The sequence below is a fragment of the Aquipuribacter nitratireducens genome (genome assembly GCF_037860835.1).
Taxonomy (GTDB): Bacteria; Actinomycetota; Actinomycetes; order Actinomycetales; family JBBAYJ01; genus Aquipuribacter; species Aquipuribacter nitratireducens.
The window spans coordinates 283,590-301,542 of the sequence record NZ_JBBEOG010000002.1 but is presented as its reverse complement, the minus strand read 5'-3'; the positions used below and the strand labels follow the sequence as shown (position 1 = coordinate 301,542).

14 protein-coding genes are annotated in these 17,953 nt (G+C 77.5%); 7 read left to right on the top strand and 7 right to left on the bottom strand.

Translation table 11 applies throughout. The features are described 5' to 3' along the window. Positions 1 to 125: 125 nt before the first annotated feature. On the bottom strand, positions 126 to 2,297 hold the full coding sequence (locus WAB14_RS04785) for an ATP-dependent DNA helicase UvrD2 (protein ID WP_340267910.1): 2,172 nt from the start codon (positions 2,295 to 2,297) through the stop codon (positions 126 to 128). Between the two features lie 201 nt (positions 2,298 to 2,498). Here WAB14_RS04785 and WAB14_RS04780 point away from each other — a divergent pair, with 201 nt between their 5' ends. After that, positions 2,499 to 2,723: a mycoredoxin gene (locus WAB14_RS04780; protein ID WP_340268471.1), complete on the top strand. Its 225-nt coding sequence runs from the start codon at positions 2,499 to 2,501 to the stop codon at positions 2,721 to 2,723. An 18-nt stretch (positions 2,724 to 2,741) separates the two neighbouring features. On the opposite strand, the gene nudC is transcribed toward WAB14_RS04780, so the two are convergent. Further along, the gene (nudC, locus tag WAB14_RS04775; RefSeq protein ID WP_340267908.1) at positions 2,742 to 3,752 is read right to left on the bottom strand and encodes an NAD(+) diphosphatase; all 1,011 of its coding nucleotides are present in this window, start codon (positions 3,750 to 3,752) and stop codon (positions 2,742 to 2,744) included. A gap of 41 nt (positions 3,753 to 3,793) precedes the next feature. On the opposite strand from nudC, the gene WAB14_RS04770 reads away from it, so the two are divergent. Then, complete coding sequence (locus WAB14_RS04770; RefSeq protein ID WP_340267906.1) at positions 3,794 to 5,011, top strand: phosphotransferase; 1,218 nt, start codon at positions 3,794 to 3,796, stop codon at positions 5,009 to 5,011. Here the strand turns inward: WAB14_RS04770 and WAB14_RS04765 are convergent. The 3 genes from WAB14_RS04765 to WAB14_RS04755 are packed head-to-tail and all read right to left on the bottom strand — an operon-like array spanning position 5,008 to position 11,940. Then, a complete protein-coding gene (locus tag WAB14_RS04765) occupies positions 5,008 to 8,277 on the bottom strand; it encodes an ATP-dependent helicase (protein ID WP_340267904.1) in 3,270 nt (1,089 codons plus the stop codon). The genes WAB14_RS04770 and WAB14_RS04765 overlap by 4 nt on opposite strands. After that, positions 8,270 to 11,566 (bottom strand): PD-(D/E)XK nuclease family protein, encoded by a 3,297-nt coding sequence (locus tag WAB14_RS04760; RefSeq protein ID WP_340267902.1) that lies wholly within the window; start codon positions 11,564 to 11,566, stop codon positions 8,270 to 8,272. The genes WAB14_RS04765 and WAB14_RS04760 overlap by 8 nt, the downstream gene beginning before the upstream one ends. Before the next feature lie 23 nt (positions 11,567 to 11,589). After that, complete coding sequence (locus tag WAB14_RS04755) at positions 11,590 to 11,940, bottom strand: MGMT family protein (RefSeq protein ID WP_340267900.1); 351 nt, start codon at positions 11,938 to 11,940, stop codon at positions 11,590 to 11,592. 108 nt (positions 11,941 to 12,048) lie between these two features. Here WAB14_RS04755 and WAB14_RS04750 point away from each other — a divergent pair, with 108 nt between their 5' ends. From WAB14_RS04750 to WAB14_RS04740, 3 genes are read left to right on the top strand one after another with little or no spacing between them, the layout of a single operon-like run. Next, the gene (locus tag WAB14_RS04750; RefSeq protein WP_340267898.1) at positions 12,049 to 13,467 is read left to right on the top strand and encodes a sensor histidine kinase; all 1,419 of its coding nucleotides are present in this window, start codon (positions 12,049 to 12,051) and stop codon (positions 13,465 to 13,467) included. Then, positions 13,464 to 14,141, top strand: coding sequence for a response regulator transcription factor (locus WAB14_RS04745; protein ID WP_340267896.1), 678 nt, complete (start codon positions 13,464 to 13,466; stop codon positions 14,139 to 14,141). Before WAB14_RS04750 ends, WAB14_RS04745 begins: the two co-directional genes overlap by 4 nt. 11 nt (positions 14,142 to 14,152) lie before the next feature. Further along, entirely contained in the window at positions 14,153 to 14,989 is an 837-nt protein-coding gene (locus tag WAB14_RS04740; protein ID WP_340267894.1) for a hypothetical protein, read from the top strand. Here the strand turns inward: WAB14_RS04740 and moeZ are convergent. After that, positions 14,983 to 16,185: an adenylyltransferase/sulfurtransferase MoeZ gene (moeZ, locus tag WAB14_RS04735; RefSeq protein ID WP_340267892.1), complete on the bottom strand. Its 1,203-nt coding sequence runs from the start codon at positions 16,183 to 16,185 to the stop codon at positions 14,983 to 14,985. The genes WAB14_RS04740 and moeZ overlap by 7 nt on opposite strands. A gap of 107 nt (positions 16,186 to 16,292) precedes the next feature. On the opposite strand from moeZ, the gene WAB14_RS04730 reads away from it, so the two are divergent. Further along, the gene (locus WAB14_RS04730; RefSeq protein WP_340267891.1) at positions 16,293 to 16,937 is read left to right on the top strand and encodes a TetR/AcrR family transcriptional regulator; all 645 of its coding nucleotides are present in this window, start codon (positions 16,293 to 16,295) and stop codon (positions 16,935 to 16,937) included. Positions 16,938 to 17,016: 79 nt separating this feature from the next. Further along, positions 17,017 to 17,244 carry a DUF3107 domain-containing protein gene (locus WAB14_RS04725; RefSeq protein ID WP_340267890.1) on the top strand — a complete coding sequence of 76 codons (228 nt, stop codon included), beginning with the start codon at positions 17,017 to 17,019 and terminating at the stop codon, positions 17,242 to 17,244. 13 nt (positions 17,245 to 17,257) lie between these two features. Here WAB14_RS04725 and WAB14_RS04720 read toward each other — a convergent pair whose 3' ends face one another. Further along, the gene (locus WAB14_RS04720; protein WP_340267888.1) at positions 17,258 to 17,950 is read right to left on the bottom strand and encodes a ferritin-like fold-containing protein; all 693 of its coding nucleotides are present in this window, start codon (positions 17,948 to 17,950) and stop codon (positions 17,258 to 17,260) included. Positions 17,951 to 17,953 lie beyond the last annotated feature (3 nt).

Below are 17,953 nucleotides of genomic sequence, written 5' to 3'. Positions count from 1 at the left end.
CGGGCCTACCCGCGCGCTCGCTGTGGGGGAACGGTAGAGCCGGGTGGCGTCGAGGCGCCACCCTATTTTTCGGCGGCCGCTCGCACGGTCGTCTCAGACGCCCCTCAGAGGGGCCTCAGACCGGCTCAGCCGGCCCCGGCGACCACCTTGACGACGTCGGCGCCGTACCGGTCGAGCTTGACGCTACCGACCCCCGGGACCCCGACGAGCTCCGCGACCTCGTGAGGTCGGCGCTCCGCGAGGGCCTCGAGGGTGGCGTCGGTGAAGACGACGTAGGCGGGCACGCCCGCCTCCTCCGCCGTCCTGGTCCGCCAGGCGCGCAGCGCCTCGTACACGGCCGCGTCGTAGCGGGGTGGGCAGTCGGGGCAGCGTCCCGCCGTGCGCTGGGCGGCGGTGACGAGCGGTCCCCCGCAGCCCTTGCACAGCGCGGGGCGTGCGGCCCGTCGGGTGCGCCCGGACCGTCCGCCGTCGCCCGCGTGGGTCCGCGACCGACCGGGGTGCGCCTGCTCCGCGGCCGTCCGGGGCCGGACCCCGTCGAGGAAGCGCGACGGGCGGCGGTTCCCGCGCCCGCCGGGGGTGCGGGCCCGCGCCCACGACAGGTGCGCGACCTCCCGCGCCCGCGTGACGCCGACGTAGAGCAGCCGTCGCTCCTCCTCGACCGCTGCGGGGGTCGCGGCCATCGACACGGGCACGAGCCCCTCGGAGAGGCCGGGCAGCAGGACCACGTCCCACTCCAGGCCCTTCGCCGCGTGCATGGTCGCGAGGGTGACGCCGTCGAGGGCGGGCGCGTGCTGCTGGGCCGCGCGGTTCTCCAGGTCGGCGACGAGGTCGGGCAGCCCCGCCTCCGGCCGCTCCGCCGCGAGGCGACGGGCGTGGTCGACGAGGGCGGCGAGCGACTCCCAGCGGTCGCGCACCTGCCCGCGACCCGAGGGCGGGTCGGGGGACCACCCCGCGCTCGACAGCACGTCGGTGACGACGCGGACCAGCGCCGGGTCCTCGTCCCTGGTGGCGCTGCCCTCGGCGGTGTCGGCGACGGGCCGCGGCTCGTCGGCCTTGGCGGCGCCCCGCAGCAGGAGCACGGCCTCGCGGACCTCGCGCCGCCCGAAGAAGCGCTCGCCGCCACGGACGACGTACGGGATGCCGCGCTCGCCGAGCGCCTCCTCCAGCACCTCGAGCTGACCGTTGGTGCGCACGAGCACGGCCACCTCCTGCCGGGGGACACCCGCCGCGACAGCCGCCGCAACCCGTTCGGCGACACCCGCGGCCTCGGCGACGTCGTCGTCGTACTCCGTGAACGTCGGCGCGGTCGGGATCGGCGCGGTCCCACCCGGCTCGGCACCGGCCCGGACGGCCCGCAGGCGGACGCCCGAGGTGGCGCCGAGGACCCCGTTGCCCAGGGCCACCACCTCCGGGCGCGAGCGGTAGTTGCGCACGAGGTGGACCGTCGTGGTCCCGGGGTGCGCGCGGGCGAAGCCGTCGAGCAGGGACGCGTCGGCGCCGGCGAAGGTGTAGATCGTCTGGTTGGGGTCGCCGACGACGCACACGTCGTCGCGTTCCCCCACCCACGCCTCCAGGAGGCGCTGCTGCGCCGCGGAGACGTCCTGGTACTCGTCGACGGTGAACCACCGGTAGCGGCTGCGGACCTGCCGCGCGACGTCGTCGCGCTCCCGCAGCATCGCCACGGTGAGGAGCAGGACGTCCTCGAAGTCGATGACGCCGCGCGCGGTCTTCGCGTCCTCGTAGGCCTCGAGGACCCGGGCGACCACGGCCGGCTCCTGCCCCGCCACCTCGCCCCGCCCGAGCCGCTGGGCGGCCGACGCGTACGAGGCGGGGGTGAGGAGGCTGACCTTCGCCCACTCCAGCTCGGCGGACAGGTCGCGCACGACCGCCCGGTCCGGCCGGATGCCGAGACGCGACGCCGCCTCGGCGACGACAGCCGCCTTGTGCTCGAGCAGCGCGGGGGGCGGTCCCCCCACCACGGCCGGCCAGAAGTGCTGCAGCTGGCGCAGCGCCGCGGCGTGGAAGGTGCGCGCGACGACCCTCGGCGTGCCGAGCCGCCGCAGCCGCTCGCGCATCTCCCCGGCGGCGCGGGCGGTGAACGTGACGGCGAGGACGTGCTCCTCGGCCGTCGCACCGACGGCGACGGCGTGCGCCACACGGTGCGTGATGGCGCGGGTCTTGCCCGTGCCCGCGCCCGCGACCACGCACACGGGGCCCCGAACCGCCTCGGCGACGGCGCGCTGCTCGGGGTCGAGCGGCGCGAGGAGGGCGGGCACGTCGGCCGGGGCATGTGCCATGCCCCGATCCTCGCAGCGACCGCGGACACCACGCGCCCGACCCGGACAGGCTGTGGAGGAGGCACGAGGTCGACGGGAACAGGCCGCACCGCCGGACGGTTGGCATGCGGGACGGACCGCGGCCCCGACGCGCGGTCCACGACACCGCACCCGTCCGAAGGAGCCGTCCACGTGAGCACCCCCGCCCCTGGCGCCGTCACCATGTACTCGACGCCCTGGTGCGGCTACTGCCGCCGCCTGAAGTCGCAGATGGACCGCGAGGGCATCGCCTACACCGAGGTCGACATCGAGCAGGTACCGGCGGCCGCGGAGCTCGTGATGAAGGTCAACGGCGGCAACCAGACCGTGCCGACGGTCGTGTTCCCCGACGGCAGCGCGGCGACGAACCCGTCGCTGGCGGAGGTGCGCGCGCGCCTGGGCGCCTAGTGGGCGGGGGGTGCCGCCTCAGCGCCAGACGCCCTCCTGACGGATCTCCGTCCCGAACCACCGCTCGACGAGGCGGCGCGCGACCGACACCGACGGCGGCAGCGTGACCTCGCCGCCCGCCACCGCGTCGGCCAGCCCCTCCCGGGTGAACCACCGGGTCTCGGTGATCTCCGTGCCGTCCGGCCGGGCGTGCTCGTCCTCCGTCGTCACGTGGAACGCGAGCATGAGCGACGCCGGGAACGGCCACGGCTGGCTGCCGAGGTACTCGGCGGCGGAGACCCGGACGCCCGCCTCCTCCCACAGCTCGCGGGCGACCGCCTGCTCGAGGGACTCGCCGGGCTCGACGAAGCCCGCGAAGGCCGAGAAGCGACCTTCCGGCCAGCGACCCTGGTGCCCCAGCAGCAGCCGGTCGTCCGGCCCGGACACCGTCATGATCACCGCGGGGTCGTGACGGGGGTGGTGCGTGCTGCCGTCGGCGTCGCAGACCCGTTCGTGCCCGGCTGCGCTCGGCCGGGTGGGTCCCCCGCACCGGGGGCAGCGCCGGTGGGTGCGGTGCCAGTGCTCGAGCGCGACCGCCTCGGTGAGCGCACCCGCGTCGGTGTCGTCGAGCAGGGCGCCGACCTCCCGCAGGTCGCTCCAGCGGCCCCTGGCCGTCGTCCCGCCGACCGTGCCGTCGGGTCCCTCGTCCGGGCCCCCGAGCAGGGCGACGACGGCGGCACCGGCCCGGGGTCCGCCCTCGGGGAAGCGGCCGAGCAGCACCGGGACCGGACCTGCGAGCGGGTCGGCGCCCCCCGCGGCGGCCGCGGCGGGACCGCCGAGCCGGTCGAGCAGCCCGACCGCCTCGTCGCCGCCGAGCAGGTGGAGGACCGGCGGGCCGTCGCCGTCCCTGAGCCGGGCCCGGCCGTCGAGGACGCGGAGGATCACGGTGGACGGCTCGCCCAGCACCCGCTCGAGGAGGCCGGGTGTCGCGCGGTCGTCGCCGATCTTGTGGAGCCGGGACCGGGAGAGTGCGAGGTCGGCGAGGGCCACGCCTCCAGGGTATGCACCGGCGCTCGCCCTACGGTGGGCGCGTGCCCGTCCCGTCCCCCGGCGACCCCGCTCCTCCGGGCGCGCCGTCGAGCCCGCCGCCCGACGCGTCCGGCACTCCTGTGAGCGCCCCGGCCAGCAGCGACCGCCCGCGCTCGCCCGCCACGCTGGCGGCGCTCCTCGTCGCCGCGGTCCCGGACCTGCGACCCGCGGCGGTCGCGCCGGCGCACTCGCACCGGCAGCACGTCGACGCCGCGGTCGTCCACGACGACGAGCAGGGCGTGTGGCTCGTGCTGGCCCCGCGCGACCTGGCGGCGTCGCAGCGGCTGGCGGCGGAGACGGAGGCGGTCAGGCTCCTCGCCGGCGTCGTGCCGTTCGACGTGCCGCGACCCCGGGCCGACGTCGCCCTGCCCGGCGGCGGGCGGGCGATCGTGCTCGCCGCCCCTCGCGGTCGCCCGGTCGACCTCACCCGGCTCGCGGCGTCCCCCGCGGTGTGCCGCTCGGTCGGCCGGAGCGTCGCCGCGCTCCACGACGTCACGACCGCCGTCGTCGAGCGGGCGGGCGTGCCGGTCCACGACGCCGCCGAGGTACGGCGTCGCCGCCTCCTCGACCTCGACCGCGGCGCCGGGACGGGGCGGGTCCCGCCCGTGCTCCTCCAGCGCTGGGAGGAGGTGCTCGAGGACACGACCCTGTGGGACTTCAGCCCCACCGTCGTCCACGGCGACCTCGTGGCCGAGCGCCTCGTCGTGACGGGCGAGGAGGTGACGGCCGTCCTCGACTGGACCGAGGTCCACGTCGGCGACCCCGCCGAGGACCTCGCGTGGCTGGCCGTGGGCGCGGAGCCGGAGACGGTGTCCCTCGTCATGGAGTCGTACGCCCGGTCGCGCCACGGGCACGTCGACGACGAGCTCCTCGCGCGGGCGGTGCTCCACGGCGAGATGGCGCTCGTGCGCTGGCTGCTCCACGGCGTCGCGACCGGGGACGAGGGGGTGCAGGACGACGCCTTCGGCATGCTCGAGCAGCTCGCCGGCTGGGTCGAGGCCGAGACCGAGGCGCGCCGGGCACAGACGGGGACGTCGGGCGACCCCGAGGTCTCCGAGGAGCAGCCCGAGCAGACCGAGGCGACCGAGCAGCCCGACGAGGACCCCGGGGAACCCGAGCAGTCCGACGGGGAGCCCGAGGAGCCCGAGGAGCCCGAGGAGCCCGAGGAGCCCCGGGATCCCCGGGAGTCCCAGGACGGTCGTCCGCCGACGGCGGACTAGCGTTCCCGGCCGGCTCCTGGTCCGGTCGAGTTCTCGAGCAGGCGCACGAGCCCGGCCTCGTCGAGCAGGTCGCGGGGCCGGACGGTCGTGCCCGCCGGACCGGACCCGGCGTACCAGAACGCGGCGCCCACCCGCTCCGGCGGCAGCCCGTGCGCCCGCGCGGTCGCCAGTCGGTACACCGCGAGCTGGTGCGCGCGCGCGGCGGCCGCCGCCCCGCTCGGCGGCGACCCGGTCTTCCAGTCGACGACCTCGAGGTCGACGTCCGCTCGGACAGCGCCCGTGCGCGCGCGACCCCCGCCGGTCGACCGGTTCAGCGGGCGGACGACGGCGTCGACCCGGCCCCGGAGCACGACCGGTCGCCCGTGCACGACCAGGGTGGTGCTGAAGGGCACCTCGACCCCGACCAGCTCGGCGTCGGCCCACTCCGACCGCTCGAAGCGGGCACGGAGCTCCGCGAGGCCGGCGTCGCCCGCCGCGTCGTCCGCGGCACCGAGCAGCTCGTCGGTCTCGAACAGGCCGCGGCGCGGGCCACCACGGCGCTCCAGCCACTCGTGGAAGCGCGTCCCCTCGCGGGCCCGCACCTGGGGGCGGGTCGGGACGGGCCGCAGCAGGTCGGCGCGCGCGCCGTCGGGGTCCGCGGCGAGCGCCACGACCTGCGACGCCGACAGGTGGCCGGGCAGCGCCCGTGCGGCGCCGCCGCGGGCGGCGCGCTCCGCGAGGACGACGTCGACGAGGTGGGACCACGTCGGCTCCGTCGGCGCGGTCCCGGGCGACGGCTCCCCGCCGCGCGGGCCACCGAGCGGGGTGGCGGCCCGCACCTCGGCCGCGGCCCGGGCGAGCCGCTCGCGCACGGCGGGCGCGTCGGCGGGCCACGCCGCGCCCTGGCCCCCACCGGTCTCCGGCGGCTCGGGCCGGTCGAGGGCGTCGTCGACCCACCGGGGTGAGCCGCCGGCGACGTCGCGCGCCTCCGTGAGGAACGGGGAGGGCGGTCGTGGCCGCGTGCCCGTCCCCCACCGCGCCCCGGTGAGAAGCAGCGCGCGGCGGGGCCGGGTGACGGCGACGTAGGCGAGCCGGCGCTCCTCGAGCGCGGCGTGCGCCCCGACGCCGGCGCGGAACCGCTCGAGCCGGGTCGCGGCGTCCGAGCGCGACACCGCCGCGGCGGGCGACCACACGGGCAGGGAGTCGCTGTCGCCGCGGCTCGGGAAGGGCAGGGCGCCGTCGTCCCGCAGCCAGCCCCAGCCCGGTCCACCGGCACCCTCCCGGACGGGGAAGCCGCCCGCGACGAGGTCCACGACGGCGACGTCGTCCCACTCCAGGCCCTTGGCCGAGTGGACGGTGAGCACCTGGACCGCGGTCGGGTCGGGCGTGACGTCGACCGCGTCGAGGCCGCGCTCCTCGGTGCGGGCGACGTCGAGCCACGCGAGGAAGCGCACGACGTCGGAGGCGCCGTCGACGTCGGCGTACGCCGCGGCCTCCTCGACGAGCCGGTCGAGCACGCGACGCGCCTGGCGGGCGTCGTCGGCGGAGGCCTCGACCTCGACGTCCGTGGCGGACGCGGTGATCGCCGCGACGACGACGTCGACCGCCGGCCTGTGGGCGACGGACCGCACGCGGGCGAGGACGCCGGCGAGCTGACCGAGCCGTTCGCGGGCGACCTCCGACAGGGTTCGACCGCTCGCCGAGCGCCACCCGGGGCCGGGCAGCAGCTCGACGGCGTCGACGAGGCCTGCGGAGTCGCGGTCGTCCCCCGCGAGCTCCCGGGCGCGGTCGCGCAGCGCCTCGAGGTCGGGCGCGGCGAGGCCCCACCGCGCCCCCGTCAGCAGGCGGACGAGGGCGTCGCCGCGCGTGGGGTCGACGGCGGCGGCGACGAGGCTCACGACGTCGACCACCTCCGGCTCGTCGAGGAGTCCCCCGAGGCCGAGGACGACGACGGGCACCCCGGCGGCGCGGAGGGCGTCCTCCACACGGCCCATCTGCGAGCGGCGTCGGCACAGGACGGCCTGGGTCGGGGGCCGGTCGTCGACCGGGTGCTCGCGCCGGGACCGCAGCCACTCCGCCACCGTCGCGCTCTCCTCCGCCTCGTCGGCGACGTGGAGCACCCGCACGGCTCCGGGCGGGGCGGTGGGGGCGGGACGGAGGACCCCCACAGGGGCACCACCCGGCACACCCGCCTCGCGAAGGGGCGCCGCGAGGACGTTCGCCACCTCCAGGACGACCGACGGGTTGCGCCAGCTGGTCGACAGCGAGAAGACGTCGGGTGCGGTGCCGTCGGGGCGTCGGAAGCGGTCGAGGAACCGGCTGAGCGTGCCGGCGCTGGCCCCCCGCCACCCGAAGATCGACTGGTGGGGGTCCCCGACCGCGGTGACGGGGTGGCCGTCGCCGAAGAGGCCGGCGAGGAGGTCGGTCTGGGCCGTCGACGTGTCCTGGTACTCGTCGAGGAGCACGACGCGGTGCTCGGCCCGCAGGCGCTGCCGCACGCCCTCCGAGCGGGCCACCGAGACCGCCAGCGCGACCTGGTCGCCGTGGTCGACCACGCCGCGCTCCCGCTTCGTCTCGCGCCAGGACTCCAGGAGCGGCACGAGGGCGAGACGGCGCTCGAGGGAGGCGACGACGTCGCGCTGGTGCTGGGTGGTGAGCCATCCGGCCTCGGCGTGGGCGCGGAGCGCGTCGAGGTGCCCGCGCAGCGACCGGGCGAGCGCCTCGGGCTCCACGCCGTGCTCCGCGCACTGGCCGGCGAGGGACAGCAGCGCGGCGGTGACCTGCGAGGGGTTCTTGCCGGGCTCCATCGGGTGCGGCCAGCCGACGACGAGCCGGTGGGCCGCCTGCCACGCGGCGGCCTCCCCGACGAGTCGCGGCTCGTCGAGGCCGAGGTGCCCGGCGTGGTCGGCGACGAGCGCGGCGGCGAAGGAGTGGTAGGTGCGGGCGGTGGGCCGCTCGACGAGCACCGGCGCGTCCCCGTGCCCGAGCCACGACTGCAGGCGCTCGACCGCCCGGGTGACCCGCTCGGCCAGCTCGCCCGCGGCCTTGCGGGTGAAGGTGAGGCCGAGCACCTCCTCGGGCTCCACCTGGTGCGTCCCGACGAGCCACGCGACCCGCAGGCTCATGGTCTCGGTCTTGCCCGATCCCGCGCCGGCGACGACGAGCCCGCTGCCGAGCGGGGCGGTGACGACGGCGCGCTGCTCCTCCCCCAGCCGGTAGCGGAGGTCGAGGGCCGCCTCGAGGTCGTCGACCCCGCGCAGCTCGCGGAGCCGCAGGAGCTCACTCACGGACGTCACCCGCCCCGCGCACGGGGGCGACGGGCGGTGGGAGCCGGCGCCCCTGCGCGACGGCCGGGCAGCTCGCCGCCACGGCGCAGGTGCGGCACCGCTCCCCCGGGGTCGCAGGCCAGCGTCCGGCGCCCATCCCGGCGGCGACGCCGGCGAGCCGGTCGAGGGCGGCCTCCCGTCGCTCGTCGTCGAGACGGGGCTGCACCCGCTCGGCCGCCTTCGCGGTGCCCGTGCCGACGTAGAGCAGGAGCGCGCCGCCCGAGGGCCCGGGCCGGTCGGCGCCCTCGCTCAGCGCCAGCTGGTAGAGCTCGAGCTGCGGGTCCTCGGCGGCGGCCTGCACCGACACGGCGCTCGACCCGGTCTTGAGGTCGACGACGCGGACGCTGCCGTCGGGGAGCCGCTCGACGCGGTCGACGGTGCCCCGCACCCGGACCCGGCCGGCCTCGGGCAGCTCGAGGAGGACGTCGACCTGGTGCTCGGAGGCGACGACCTCGACCCCCGCCGCCCGCTGCTCCGCCACCCAGCGGGACACCCGCTCGAGCATGCCGCGGGCCCGGGTGCGCTGGTGCGCGGACACCCATCCGTCGCCCAGCTCGAGGTCGTCCCAGCCGGCGTCGACGACGGCCTGCATCCGCTCGAGGTCGCCGTCGGGGACCTGCTCGAGCGCCAGGTGCACGAGCGTGCCGAGTCCCTGCGCGGTCTCCGACGCACGCCGGGCGCCGACGCCGTCGAGGTACCACGCCAGGGGGCACGTGAGGAAGCGCCCGACGCTCGAGGGCGAGACGAGCACCGCGTCGTCCCGGCCGGGTCCGGACCCGGCGGCCGGGTGGGCGGCGTGGCCGGGGTCGTGCACCCACGCCCACTCCGCGGGGTCCGCGCCCCGCACGCCGGCGGCCGCGAGCCGGGCGAGCGAGCGGGCGACCTCGGCGCGCTCGGTGTCGTCGACGTCGGCCTCGAGGAGACGTCGCCGCAACCGCGCGACGAGCGCGGCGGGCCGCAGGCCGGCCGCGGGCTCGACCTCCGGGGACGCGGCGCCCGTACCGGCGCCCGGAGCGGTCCCCGCGGCTCGGCGCACGAGCTCGACGAGGTCGCTCGGGCGTGTGGTGGCGTCGTCGACGGCCGTGACGACGAGCTCCTCGGCGGCCCGGCTCACCGCGACGTGGAAGAGCCGGAGCTCGTCGAGCACCACGGCGCGCCGGGCCTGCCGCCGCAGCTCCGCGTGCCGCGCGGTCCCGCCCGGCGCCGGCGGCTCCTGGCCCGCGAGGACGGCCCGAAGGTCGGTGAGGCCGAGCAGCGAACCCCGCAGGCGGGGGTCCGGCCACGCGCCGTCCTGCACACCCGCGACGACGACGAGCGGCCAGCGCAGCCCGACCGCCCCGGCCGGGGTGGTGACGGTGACGGCGTCGGGGTGGCGGCTCGGCAGGAGCCGGTCGTCACCGACCCCGCGACCGCGCAGGTGCCGGGCGAAGGCGGGGACGTCACCGCGCGGGTGGGCGTCCGCCCACGCCGCGGCGGCGTCGAACAGCGCGACGACGGCGTCGAGGTCGGCGTCCGCGCGCTCGGCGCCGGGGCCGCCGTCGAGGGCACGCCGGCGCCACCGTTCCGCCGCACCCCACGCCTGCCACACCTCCCACAGGCACAGCTCGGCGCCCTCCCGGGCGCCCACCGCCCCGCGCCGGAGCACGCGCACCAGCCGGTCGAGGGGGGCCGCCACGGCGGGCGGCAGCCAGACGGTCGGGTCGTCGCCGCCCGGACCGGCCGGGAGCCGGGTCCGCACGGCCTCGCAGACGTGCGCGAGCGCCTCCTGCGAGGAGACCGCCCGACCCGCCGACGCCGCGGCACGGGTGCGCGCGTGCCGCACCAGCCGCCGCCACCGGACGGGGTCGATGCCCACGAGCGGGCCGAGCGCGAGCCGCTCGAGGACGTCGGGCTGCAGCAGGGCCGGATCGGTCGCGACCTCACCGGCCTCCAGCAGGACGGCGACGACGGGCTCGTCGCGCAGCGCGGTCGCGGCACCGGGGACGTGGACGGGGACGTCGTCGGCGGCGAGCGCGCGCCGCAGCCTGGCGACCTGCTCGCCGCCACGGACGACGACCGCCATGTCCGACCACGACAGCGGGGCCGCCGTTCGCTGCCGGGCGGCACGGAGGTGCGCGGCGACGACGTGACCCTCGTCGGCGGCGTCGAGGCACACCGCGACGTGGACGGCGCCCGGACGCTCGGCGGCGCTCCCGGGCGGTGCGGTCGCGGCGCACGGGTCGACCACCCGCAGCGGCCGGCCCGCCGGCGTGCCGGTACGCAGCTGCTCGACCACGGCGTCCACCACCCGACCGGGCGCGCGGGCCGCGCCGAGCCGGGTGACGAGGCGGGCCTCACGGCACGGGGCCCCGGGGCCCGACAGCCACCGCGCGACGCGGGGCAGGACGGCGGGGACGGCGCCGCGGAAGGCCTGGGTGGTCGCGTCGGGGTCGCCCACGACGCAGACGTCGTCGACGAGGTCGGCGAGCTCGCGCACCAGCGACCAGCCCGCGGGGGTGAGGTCGTGGGCGTCGTCGACCCCCACGTGGGCCACCGAGGCCCGGACCGCCTCGCCGAGGCCGGTGGCGGGGTCGGCGAGCAGGTCGGCGGCCGCCGTGACCGTCGCGGCGGGGTCGAGACCGCCGTCGCCCCGGAGCGCGCGCACGCGGTCGACCTCGGCCAGCAGCCGGGCCGCGGCCGCCCACTCCGCGCGGCCGTGCGCGCGGGCGAGCCGGGCGAGGCCTGCGGCGTCGTGGCCGTGCTCGACGAGCCGCGCCGACAGCTCGCGGACCTCGTCGCGGAAGCGCCGTGAGCCACGGACGGCGGCGTCGAGGCCGGCGGGCCAGCGCGGTCCGGGGACCGGGGAGAGCCCGTCGCCGGGTCGGTCGGTGTGGCCGGCCAGGAGGTCGGCGAGCACCTCGTCGAGCTCGCCGGCCGTGACGAGCCTGGGGGCCGGGGCACCGGTGCGCTGGGCGTGCTCCCGCAGGAGCGCCCACGCCAGCGACTGCGGCGTGCGGGCGAGCGGACCCCGCGTGCTCGTGCCGACGCCCTGCTCGAGGGCGTCGCGCACGACACCGGCGGCGCGGCGCGACGGCACGAGGACGAGCGGCTGCGGGCCGTGGTCGCGCAGCCTGGCCCGGGCCCACGCGAGCAGCGCCGTGGTGCGGCCGGTGGCAGCGCCGCCGAGCACGACCTGGCGCCCGCGGGCCGCCACGAGCCCGGCCTGGTCGGCCGTGAGGGCGCGCGGCGGTGCGCCGGGGAGGGCGGGCACCGGGGGGCTGGTGGCGGGCGCCGTCATCCCCCGACCAGCCAGCGGGGCGTCCGGAGCTCGGCGAGGGCGGTCGGCACGTCGACGCGCACGGAGCCGTCCGGGAGCCGCCGCACGGGCGTGGCCTCCTCCGACCAGCGCCGGACGGCCTCGGCCGGGTGCGCGGGAGGGGCGCCGTCGACCGGGCACACCCGCCACCACGCCACCGCGGCCCCGTGCCGGGCCATGACCGCGCCGACGGTGCGGGCGCTGCCGCCGAGCCCGGCCGCGGCGAGGACGGCCGCCACCCGGCCGTACGTGGTGACACGGCCGGGTGGGACACCGTCGACGACGTCGAGGACGGCCTCGGCGTACTCGGGGAGGGTGTGGTCCGGCACCCGCACAGCATGCCGGGCGCACCCGACACAACCGGGGGTTGTCCCCACCCGCACCTCGCCCGCTCGCCTCACTGCCCCCCAGGGCCCGCGGCTCCTACCGTCGTCCCCGTGAGCACGTCCACCGCACCCCACGGCGACCTCGGCGCCCGCTCCCGCGAGCCCGGGCGGCCCACCGCCTCCCCGGCCGACGGCGCGGGCCCCGGCTCGCCGCCCGAGCCGCACGGCACCCGACGCGGGCCGCTGCGCCTGTGGCTGCGGGGCTGGACGAGCGTCGTCCACCTCGTCCTCGACGCCGTCCTCGCCGGCTTCTTCCTCGCCATCGTCGTGGCGGTCATCAGCTTCGGGCTGCTCAGCAGCACGCTCGTCGGCCTGCCCCTGCTCGCCCTCACCCTCGTCGTCGCGTTCGCCGCGATCGGCGCCGAGCGGTGGCGGATCGCGCTCCTGCTCGGCACGTGGGTCCCGCCGATGGAGCCGCGCCCACCGCACCTGCCGACGTGGCGGCGCTACCTCCTCGACCCGCGCCCGTGGCGCTCGCTGCTCTACCTCACCCTCATCTCCCTGTGGGGGCTCACCGGCGGGGTCGTCGTCCTCGCGCTGCTCCTCGCCGCGGTCACCGCGACCCTCGCCCCGCTCCTGCCGCCGGGCTCGGTCTCGCTGGGCGCCGACCCCCTCCCGCAGGGGCTCGTGTGGGCGGCCGGGGCCGTCGGCCTCCTCACGCTCCTCGTGCTGCCGTTCCTCGCGTGGGGCTTCGGGCGCGTCGACGTCGCCGTCGCGCGGCTCAGCATCTCCTCCGACCCCGCGGCCCGCGTCGCGGAGCTGTCGGCCCGCGTCGACACCCTCACCGAGACCCGCGAGCGCGCCGTCGACTCGGTCGAGGCGGAGCGCCGGCGCATCGAGCGGGACCTCCACGACGGCCCCCAGCAGCGACTCGTCGCCCTCGCGATGGACCTCGGCCTCGCCCGGCAGCGGCTCGCCACCGACCCCGCCGGCACCGCGGAGCTGCTCGACCGCGCGCACGCGTCCGCCAAGGAGGCCGTCGCCGACCTGCGGCGCGTCGCCCGAGGCATCCACCCGCCCGTCCTCACCGACCGCGGCCTCGACGCCGCGCTGTCGGCGCTCGCGGCGCGCTCCCCCGTCCCCGTGTCCGTCCACGTGGCGCCGGGACCGCGGCCACCGGCCCGGCTCGAGGCCATCGCGTACTTCTCCGTGTCGGAGGCCCTGACGAACGTCGCGAAGCACGCCTCCGCCGCCTCCGCGCGCGTCGACGTCGACGTGCAGCCCGTCGGCGGGCGCCCGCACCTCGTCGCGACGGTCACCGACGACGGCCGCGGGGGCGCCGACCCGACGCGGGGCACCGGCCTGCGCGGGCTGCGCGACCGCGTCGCGGCGGTCGACGGCGACGTCCTCGTGTCGTCGCCGCCGGGTGGGCCGACCGTCCTCAGCGTGCGGCTGCCGCTGCCGGAGCAGCCCACCACCACCCCCACGACGGACGACCGGTCCGCACCCACCACGGGAGGCCCCCAGTGACCACCGACGCCACGCCCCGCCGTCCGCGGGTCGTCCTCGCGGAGGACAGCGTCCTGCTGCGGGAGGGTCTCGTCCGCGTCCTCGAGGAGAGCGGCTTCGACGTCGTCGCTGCGGCCGGGGACGCCGAGGGCTTCCTCGCCGCCGTCGCCGAGCACGCCCCGGACATGGTGCTGACCGACGTCCGCATGCCCCCGACGTTCACCGACGAGGGCGTCCGCGCGGCGCTCGTGGTGCGGCAGCAGTACCCCGACGTCGCCGTCATGGTCCTCAGCCAGTACGTCGAGGAGAACTACGCCTCCGAGCTGCTCGCCGGCCGGGCGAAGGGCGTCGGCTACCTCCTCAAGGACCGGGTCGCCGACGTCGGCGAGTTCGTCGAGGCGATGCAGCGGGTCGCCGGCGGCGGCACCGCGCTGGACCCGGAGGTCGTCGCGCAGCTGTTCGCGCGCGCCCGCCGGGAGGACCCGCTGCGCAGCCTCACACCCCGCGAGGGCGACGTCCTGCGGCTCATGGCCGAGGGCCGGTCGAACTCCGGGATCGCCGCGGCCCTGTTCGTCACCGAGGGCGCGGTCGAGAAGCACGTCTCCAACCTCTTCACCAAGCTCGACCTCCCCCCGACCGGTGACGACCACCGGCGGGTGCTGGCGGTCCTGCGCTACCTCGAGCACGCGGACTGAGAGGCACGACCATGACCACCCCCACCCAGCAGCCCGTCCCGCCGGTCCCGCCGGCTCCCCGACCCCCGCAGAACCGGCCGCGCGTGCCGTGGTGGGCGTGGGTCCTCACGGTCCTCGGCGTCCTCGTCGTCGTCGTGGTGGTGGGCGTCGCGGCCGCGGCCGCGCTCGTCGCCGCCGGCACCCGCGAGCAGCGGCAGGTCGTCGACGCCGAGGGCGTCCGCGAGCTCCACGTCGTCGGGGACGTCGCGGGCGTCCGGCTGCGCACCGCAGGCGCCGGCGACGGCGAGGTCCTCGGCGACGCCGTCCTCACGACCTCGTGGGTCGAGGGCGAGGTCACCGTCACCCGCGAGGGCGACACCCTCGTCCTGGAGTCGGAGTGCCCGAGCAGCGGCTGGCCGCGGCGCTGCGACGTCGGCTACGACCTCGTCGTCGACCCGGAGGTCGACGTCGACGTCGACGTCGCCACCGGCGGGGTCGACGCCTCCGGGCTCGCCGGCGACCTCACGACGTCGATCAGCGCCGGTGGCGTGTCGCTGCGCGACGCCACGTCGCAGCGGGTGTCCGCGTCGGTCACCACCGGTGGCGTCCAGCTCGACTTCGTCGCGCCGCCCCGCGAGGTCCGCGTCGCGACGTCGGTCGGCGGCGTCGCGGTCGTCGTCCCGGACGACGGGACCGCCTACGACGTCAGCACCGGCGTGTCGGTCGGCGACGCCGCGGTCGGCATCACCGACGAGCCGGGTGCCTCACGGGTGCTCGACCTGTCGGCGACCGTCGGAGGGATCGACGTGTCGTACGAGGGGCAGGACCGCGGGACCGCGCACGAGCGGACCTGGCGGAGGGATCAGTAGGACGGCTTGTCCGGCTCCACCTGGTCGACCCACGCGAGCACCCCCCCGCCGACGTGGACGGCGTCGGCGAAGCCGGCGCCCTTCACGACGGCGAGCGCCTCCGCGGAACGGGTCCCTGCCTTGCAGTGGAGCACCACCTGGCGGTCGCCGGGGAGCTTCTCCAGCGCTGCCCCGGACAGGAACTCGCCCTTGGGGATGAGGACGGAGCCGGGGATCTCGACGATGTCGCGCTCGTCGGGCTCCCGGACGTCGACGAGGAGGAAGTCCCGCTCGCCCCGCTCGCGCTCGGCGAGCATGTCGCGCAGCTCGAGGACGGAGATCGTCGAGCCGGCGACGGCGTCGGACGCCTCCTGGGACACGACCCCGCAGAACGCCTCGTAGTCGATGAGCCCCGTCACCGGGGTGCCGTTCGGGTCCTTGCGCACCCGCACCTCGCGCCAGCTCATCTCGAGGGCGTCGAAGACGAGCAGGCGCCCGAGCAGCGGGTCACCGATCCCCGTGAGGAGCTTGATGGCCTCGTTCACCATGACGGAGCCGATGGACGCGCACAGCACGCCGAGCACCCCGCCCTCCGCGCAGCTCGGCACCATGCCGGGCGGCGGCGGCTCGGGGTAGAGGTCGCGGTACTGCACGCCCTCGACCTGCGCGCCGTCCGGCCCCGCGGGCGGGTCGGCCCAGAAGACGCTGACCTGGCCCTCGAAGCGGTAGATCGACCCCCACACGTACGGCTTGCCGAGGAGCACGCACGCGTCGTTCACGAGGTAGCGGGTGGCGAAGTTGTCCGTGCCGTCGACGACGAGGTCGTAGTCGCGGAACACGTCGAGGACGTTAGAGGAGTCGAGGCGGGTCTCGTGCAGCCGCACGTCGACGTGCGGGTTGATCTCGAGGACGGACTCGCGCGCCGACCGGGCCTTGGGTCGGCCCACGTCGGACTGCCCGTGGATGACCTGCCGCTGGAGGTTCGACTCGTCGACGACGTCGAACTCGACGATCCCGAGGGTGCCGACCCCCGCAGCCGCGAGGTAGAGCAGCGCCGGGCTGCCGAGCCCGCCTGCGCCGACCACGAGCACCTTCGCGTTCTTCAGCCGCTTCTGCCCCGCCATGCCGACGTCGGGGATGATGATGTGCCGGCTGAAGCGCCGGACCTCCTCGACGGACAGCTCCGCGGCGGGTTCGACGAGCGGGGGCAGGGACACGGGGGCGCTCCTCGTGGTGGGTCGCAGGGACGGGTCGGTGGGCGACTCGTGCAACCCGCCCGGGCGGCCCGGTGTTCCGTCGGCGACGCCCCGGTAGCCTCCCCGCCATGACGAGCGCCGCCGCCGCCGACCCGCCGGGCACCCCGGACGCGGTGCGCGGCACGCGGTTGTCGCGACCGGCCCGCCGCCGGCAGCTGCTCGGGGCCGCGCAGGCGGTCTTCGTCGCCAACGGCTACCACGCGACGGCGATGGACGAGATCGCCGACCGCGCGCAGGTGTCGAAGCCCGTCCTCTACCAGCACTTCCCGAGCAAGCTCGAGCTGTACCTCGCGGTGCTCGACGGCCTCGTCGAACACCTCGTCGAGGCGGTGAGCGCCGCCCTGGAGGCCACGCACGACAACAAGCAGCGGGTGGCCGGTGTGACGGCGGCGTTCTTCTCCTTCGTCGACACCGAGGGCGAGGCGTTCCGGCTCGTCTTCGAGTCCGACCTCACGAGCGAGCCGCTCGTGCAGCAGCGGGTGGCGCGGATGACCGCCGCGTGCGCGGCCCCCATCAGCACCGTCATCGCCGAGGACACCGGCCTGCCGCGTGAGGAGGCCCGGATGCTCGGCATCGCGCTCGTGGGGCAGGCGCAGGTGACGGCGCGGTGGTGGCTGAGCAACGGCCGACCGATTCCCCGCGAGGACGCGGCCCGGCTCGTGTCGTCGTTGTCGTGGCGCGGCATCCGCGGCTTCCCCAAGTCCGTCGCCTGACGACGGGCGCCCGGCACGGCCGGTCTACGCTGGCCCCTCGCGGGCGGCCGCCCGCACCCCCCACGCGCAGGAGGTCCTGGTGCAGGTCAAGATCGGCGTCCGCAACGCCCCCCGCGAGATCGTCCTGGAGACCGAGAAGTCGCCGGAGGAGATCTCGAAGGCCGTGGCCGCCGCCCTGTCCGGGCCGGTGCTCGAGCTCGTCGACGACAAGGGCCGTCGCGTCATCGTCCCGACGGAGGCCCTCGCCTACGTCGAGACCGGCGCCACCGAGGTCCGCAGCGTCGGGTTCGGCACCACCGGCGCCTGAGCGAGCGCGTCCCTCAGGGGGCCAGGCCCAGGCGGGCCATGCGCTCGCCGTGCCGCTCCATGATGCGGGCGAACATGCGACCGATCTCCGCGAGGTCGGCCCCGGGTGCGGTCTCGGTGCCGACGAGCAGCCCCGCGAGACCGTCCCGGTCCACCGCGACGCGCTGCGCCTGGCTCAGGGCCTCCCCGACCAGGCGGCGGGCCCACAGCGCGAGGCGGCCGGCGAGACGTGCGTCGCGCTCGACGGCACCGCGCACGGCCGCGGCGACGACGTCGGTGTGCCCCTGGTCGGCGAGCACCGTCTCGACCAGCGCGCGGGTGTCGGTGTCCACGTACGCGGCGACCTCGCGGTAGAAGTCCATCGCGACCCCGTCGCCGACGTACGCCTTGACGAGCCCCTCGAGCCAGTCGTTCGGGGCGGTCCGGTCGTGGAAGGCGTCGACCGGCGCGACGAAGGGCGCCATCGCGTCGTGCGGGTCGCCGCCGAGCTCGCCGATGCGCTCCGCCAGCTGCTCGTAGTGCCGCAGCTCGACCGCCGCGACCTGCGCGAGCGCGACCTTGTCGCGCAGGCTCGGGGCGAGCTCGGCGTCCCCCGCGAGGCGGCTGAACGCGGTGAGCTCGCCGTAGGCCAGCGCCCCCAGCAGGTCGACGACCGCGTCCCGGGACCCGGGCTCCGCTGCCGGCGTGGACTCGTCGTCGGGCGCCATGGG

Coding starts and splice junctions, on each gene's coding strand:
- WAB14_RS04730 (WP_340267891.1), top strand. CDS start 16,293: ATGACGAGCGCCGCCGCCGCCGACCCGCCGGGCACCCCGGACGCGGTG.
- WAB14_RS04740 (WP_340267894.1), top strand. CDS start 14,153: ATGACCACCCCCACCCAGCAGCCCGTCCCGCCGGTCCCGCCGGCTCCC.
- WAB14_RS04780 (WP_340268471.1), top strand. CDS start 2,499: ATGTACTCGACGCCCTGGTGCGGCTACTGCCGCCGCCTGAAGTCGCAG.
- WAB14_RS04720 (WP_340267888.1), bottom strand. CDS start 17,950: ATGGCGCCCGACGACGAGTCCACGCCGGCAGCGGAGCCCGGGTCCCGG.
- WAB14_RS04785 (WP_340267910.1), bottom strand. CDS start 2,297: ATGGCACATGCCCCGGCCGACGTGCCCGCCCTCCTCGCGCCGCTCGAC.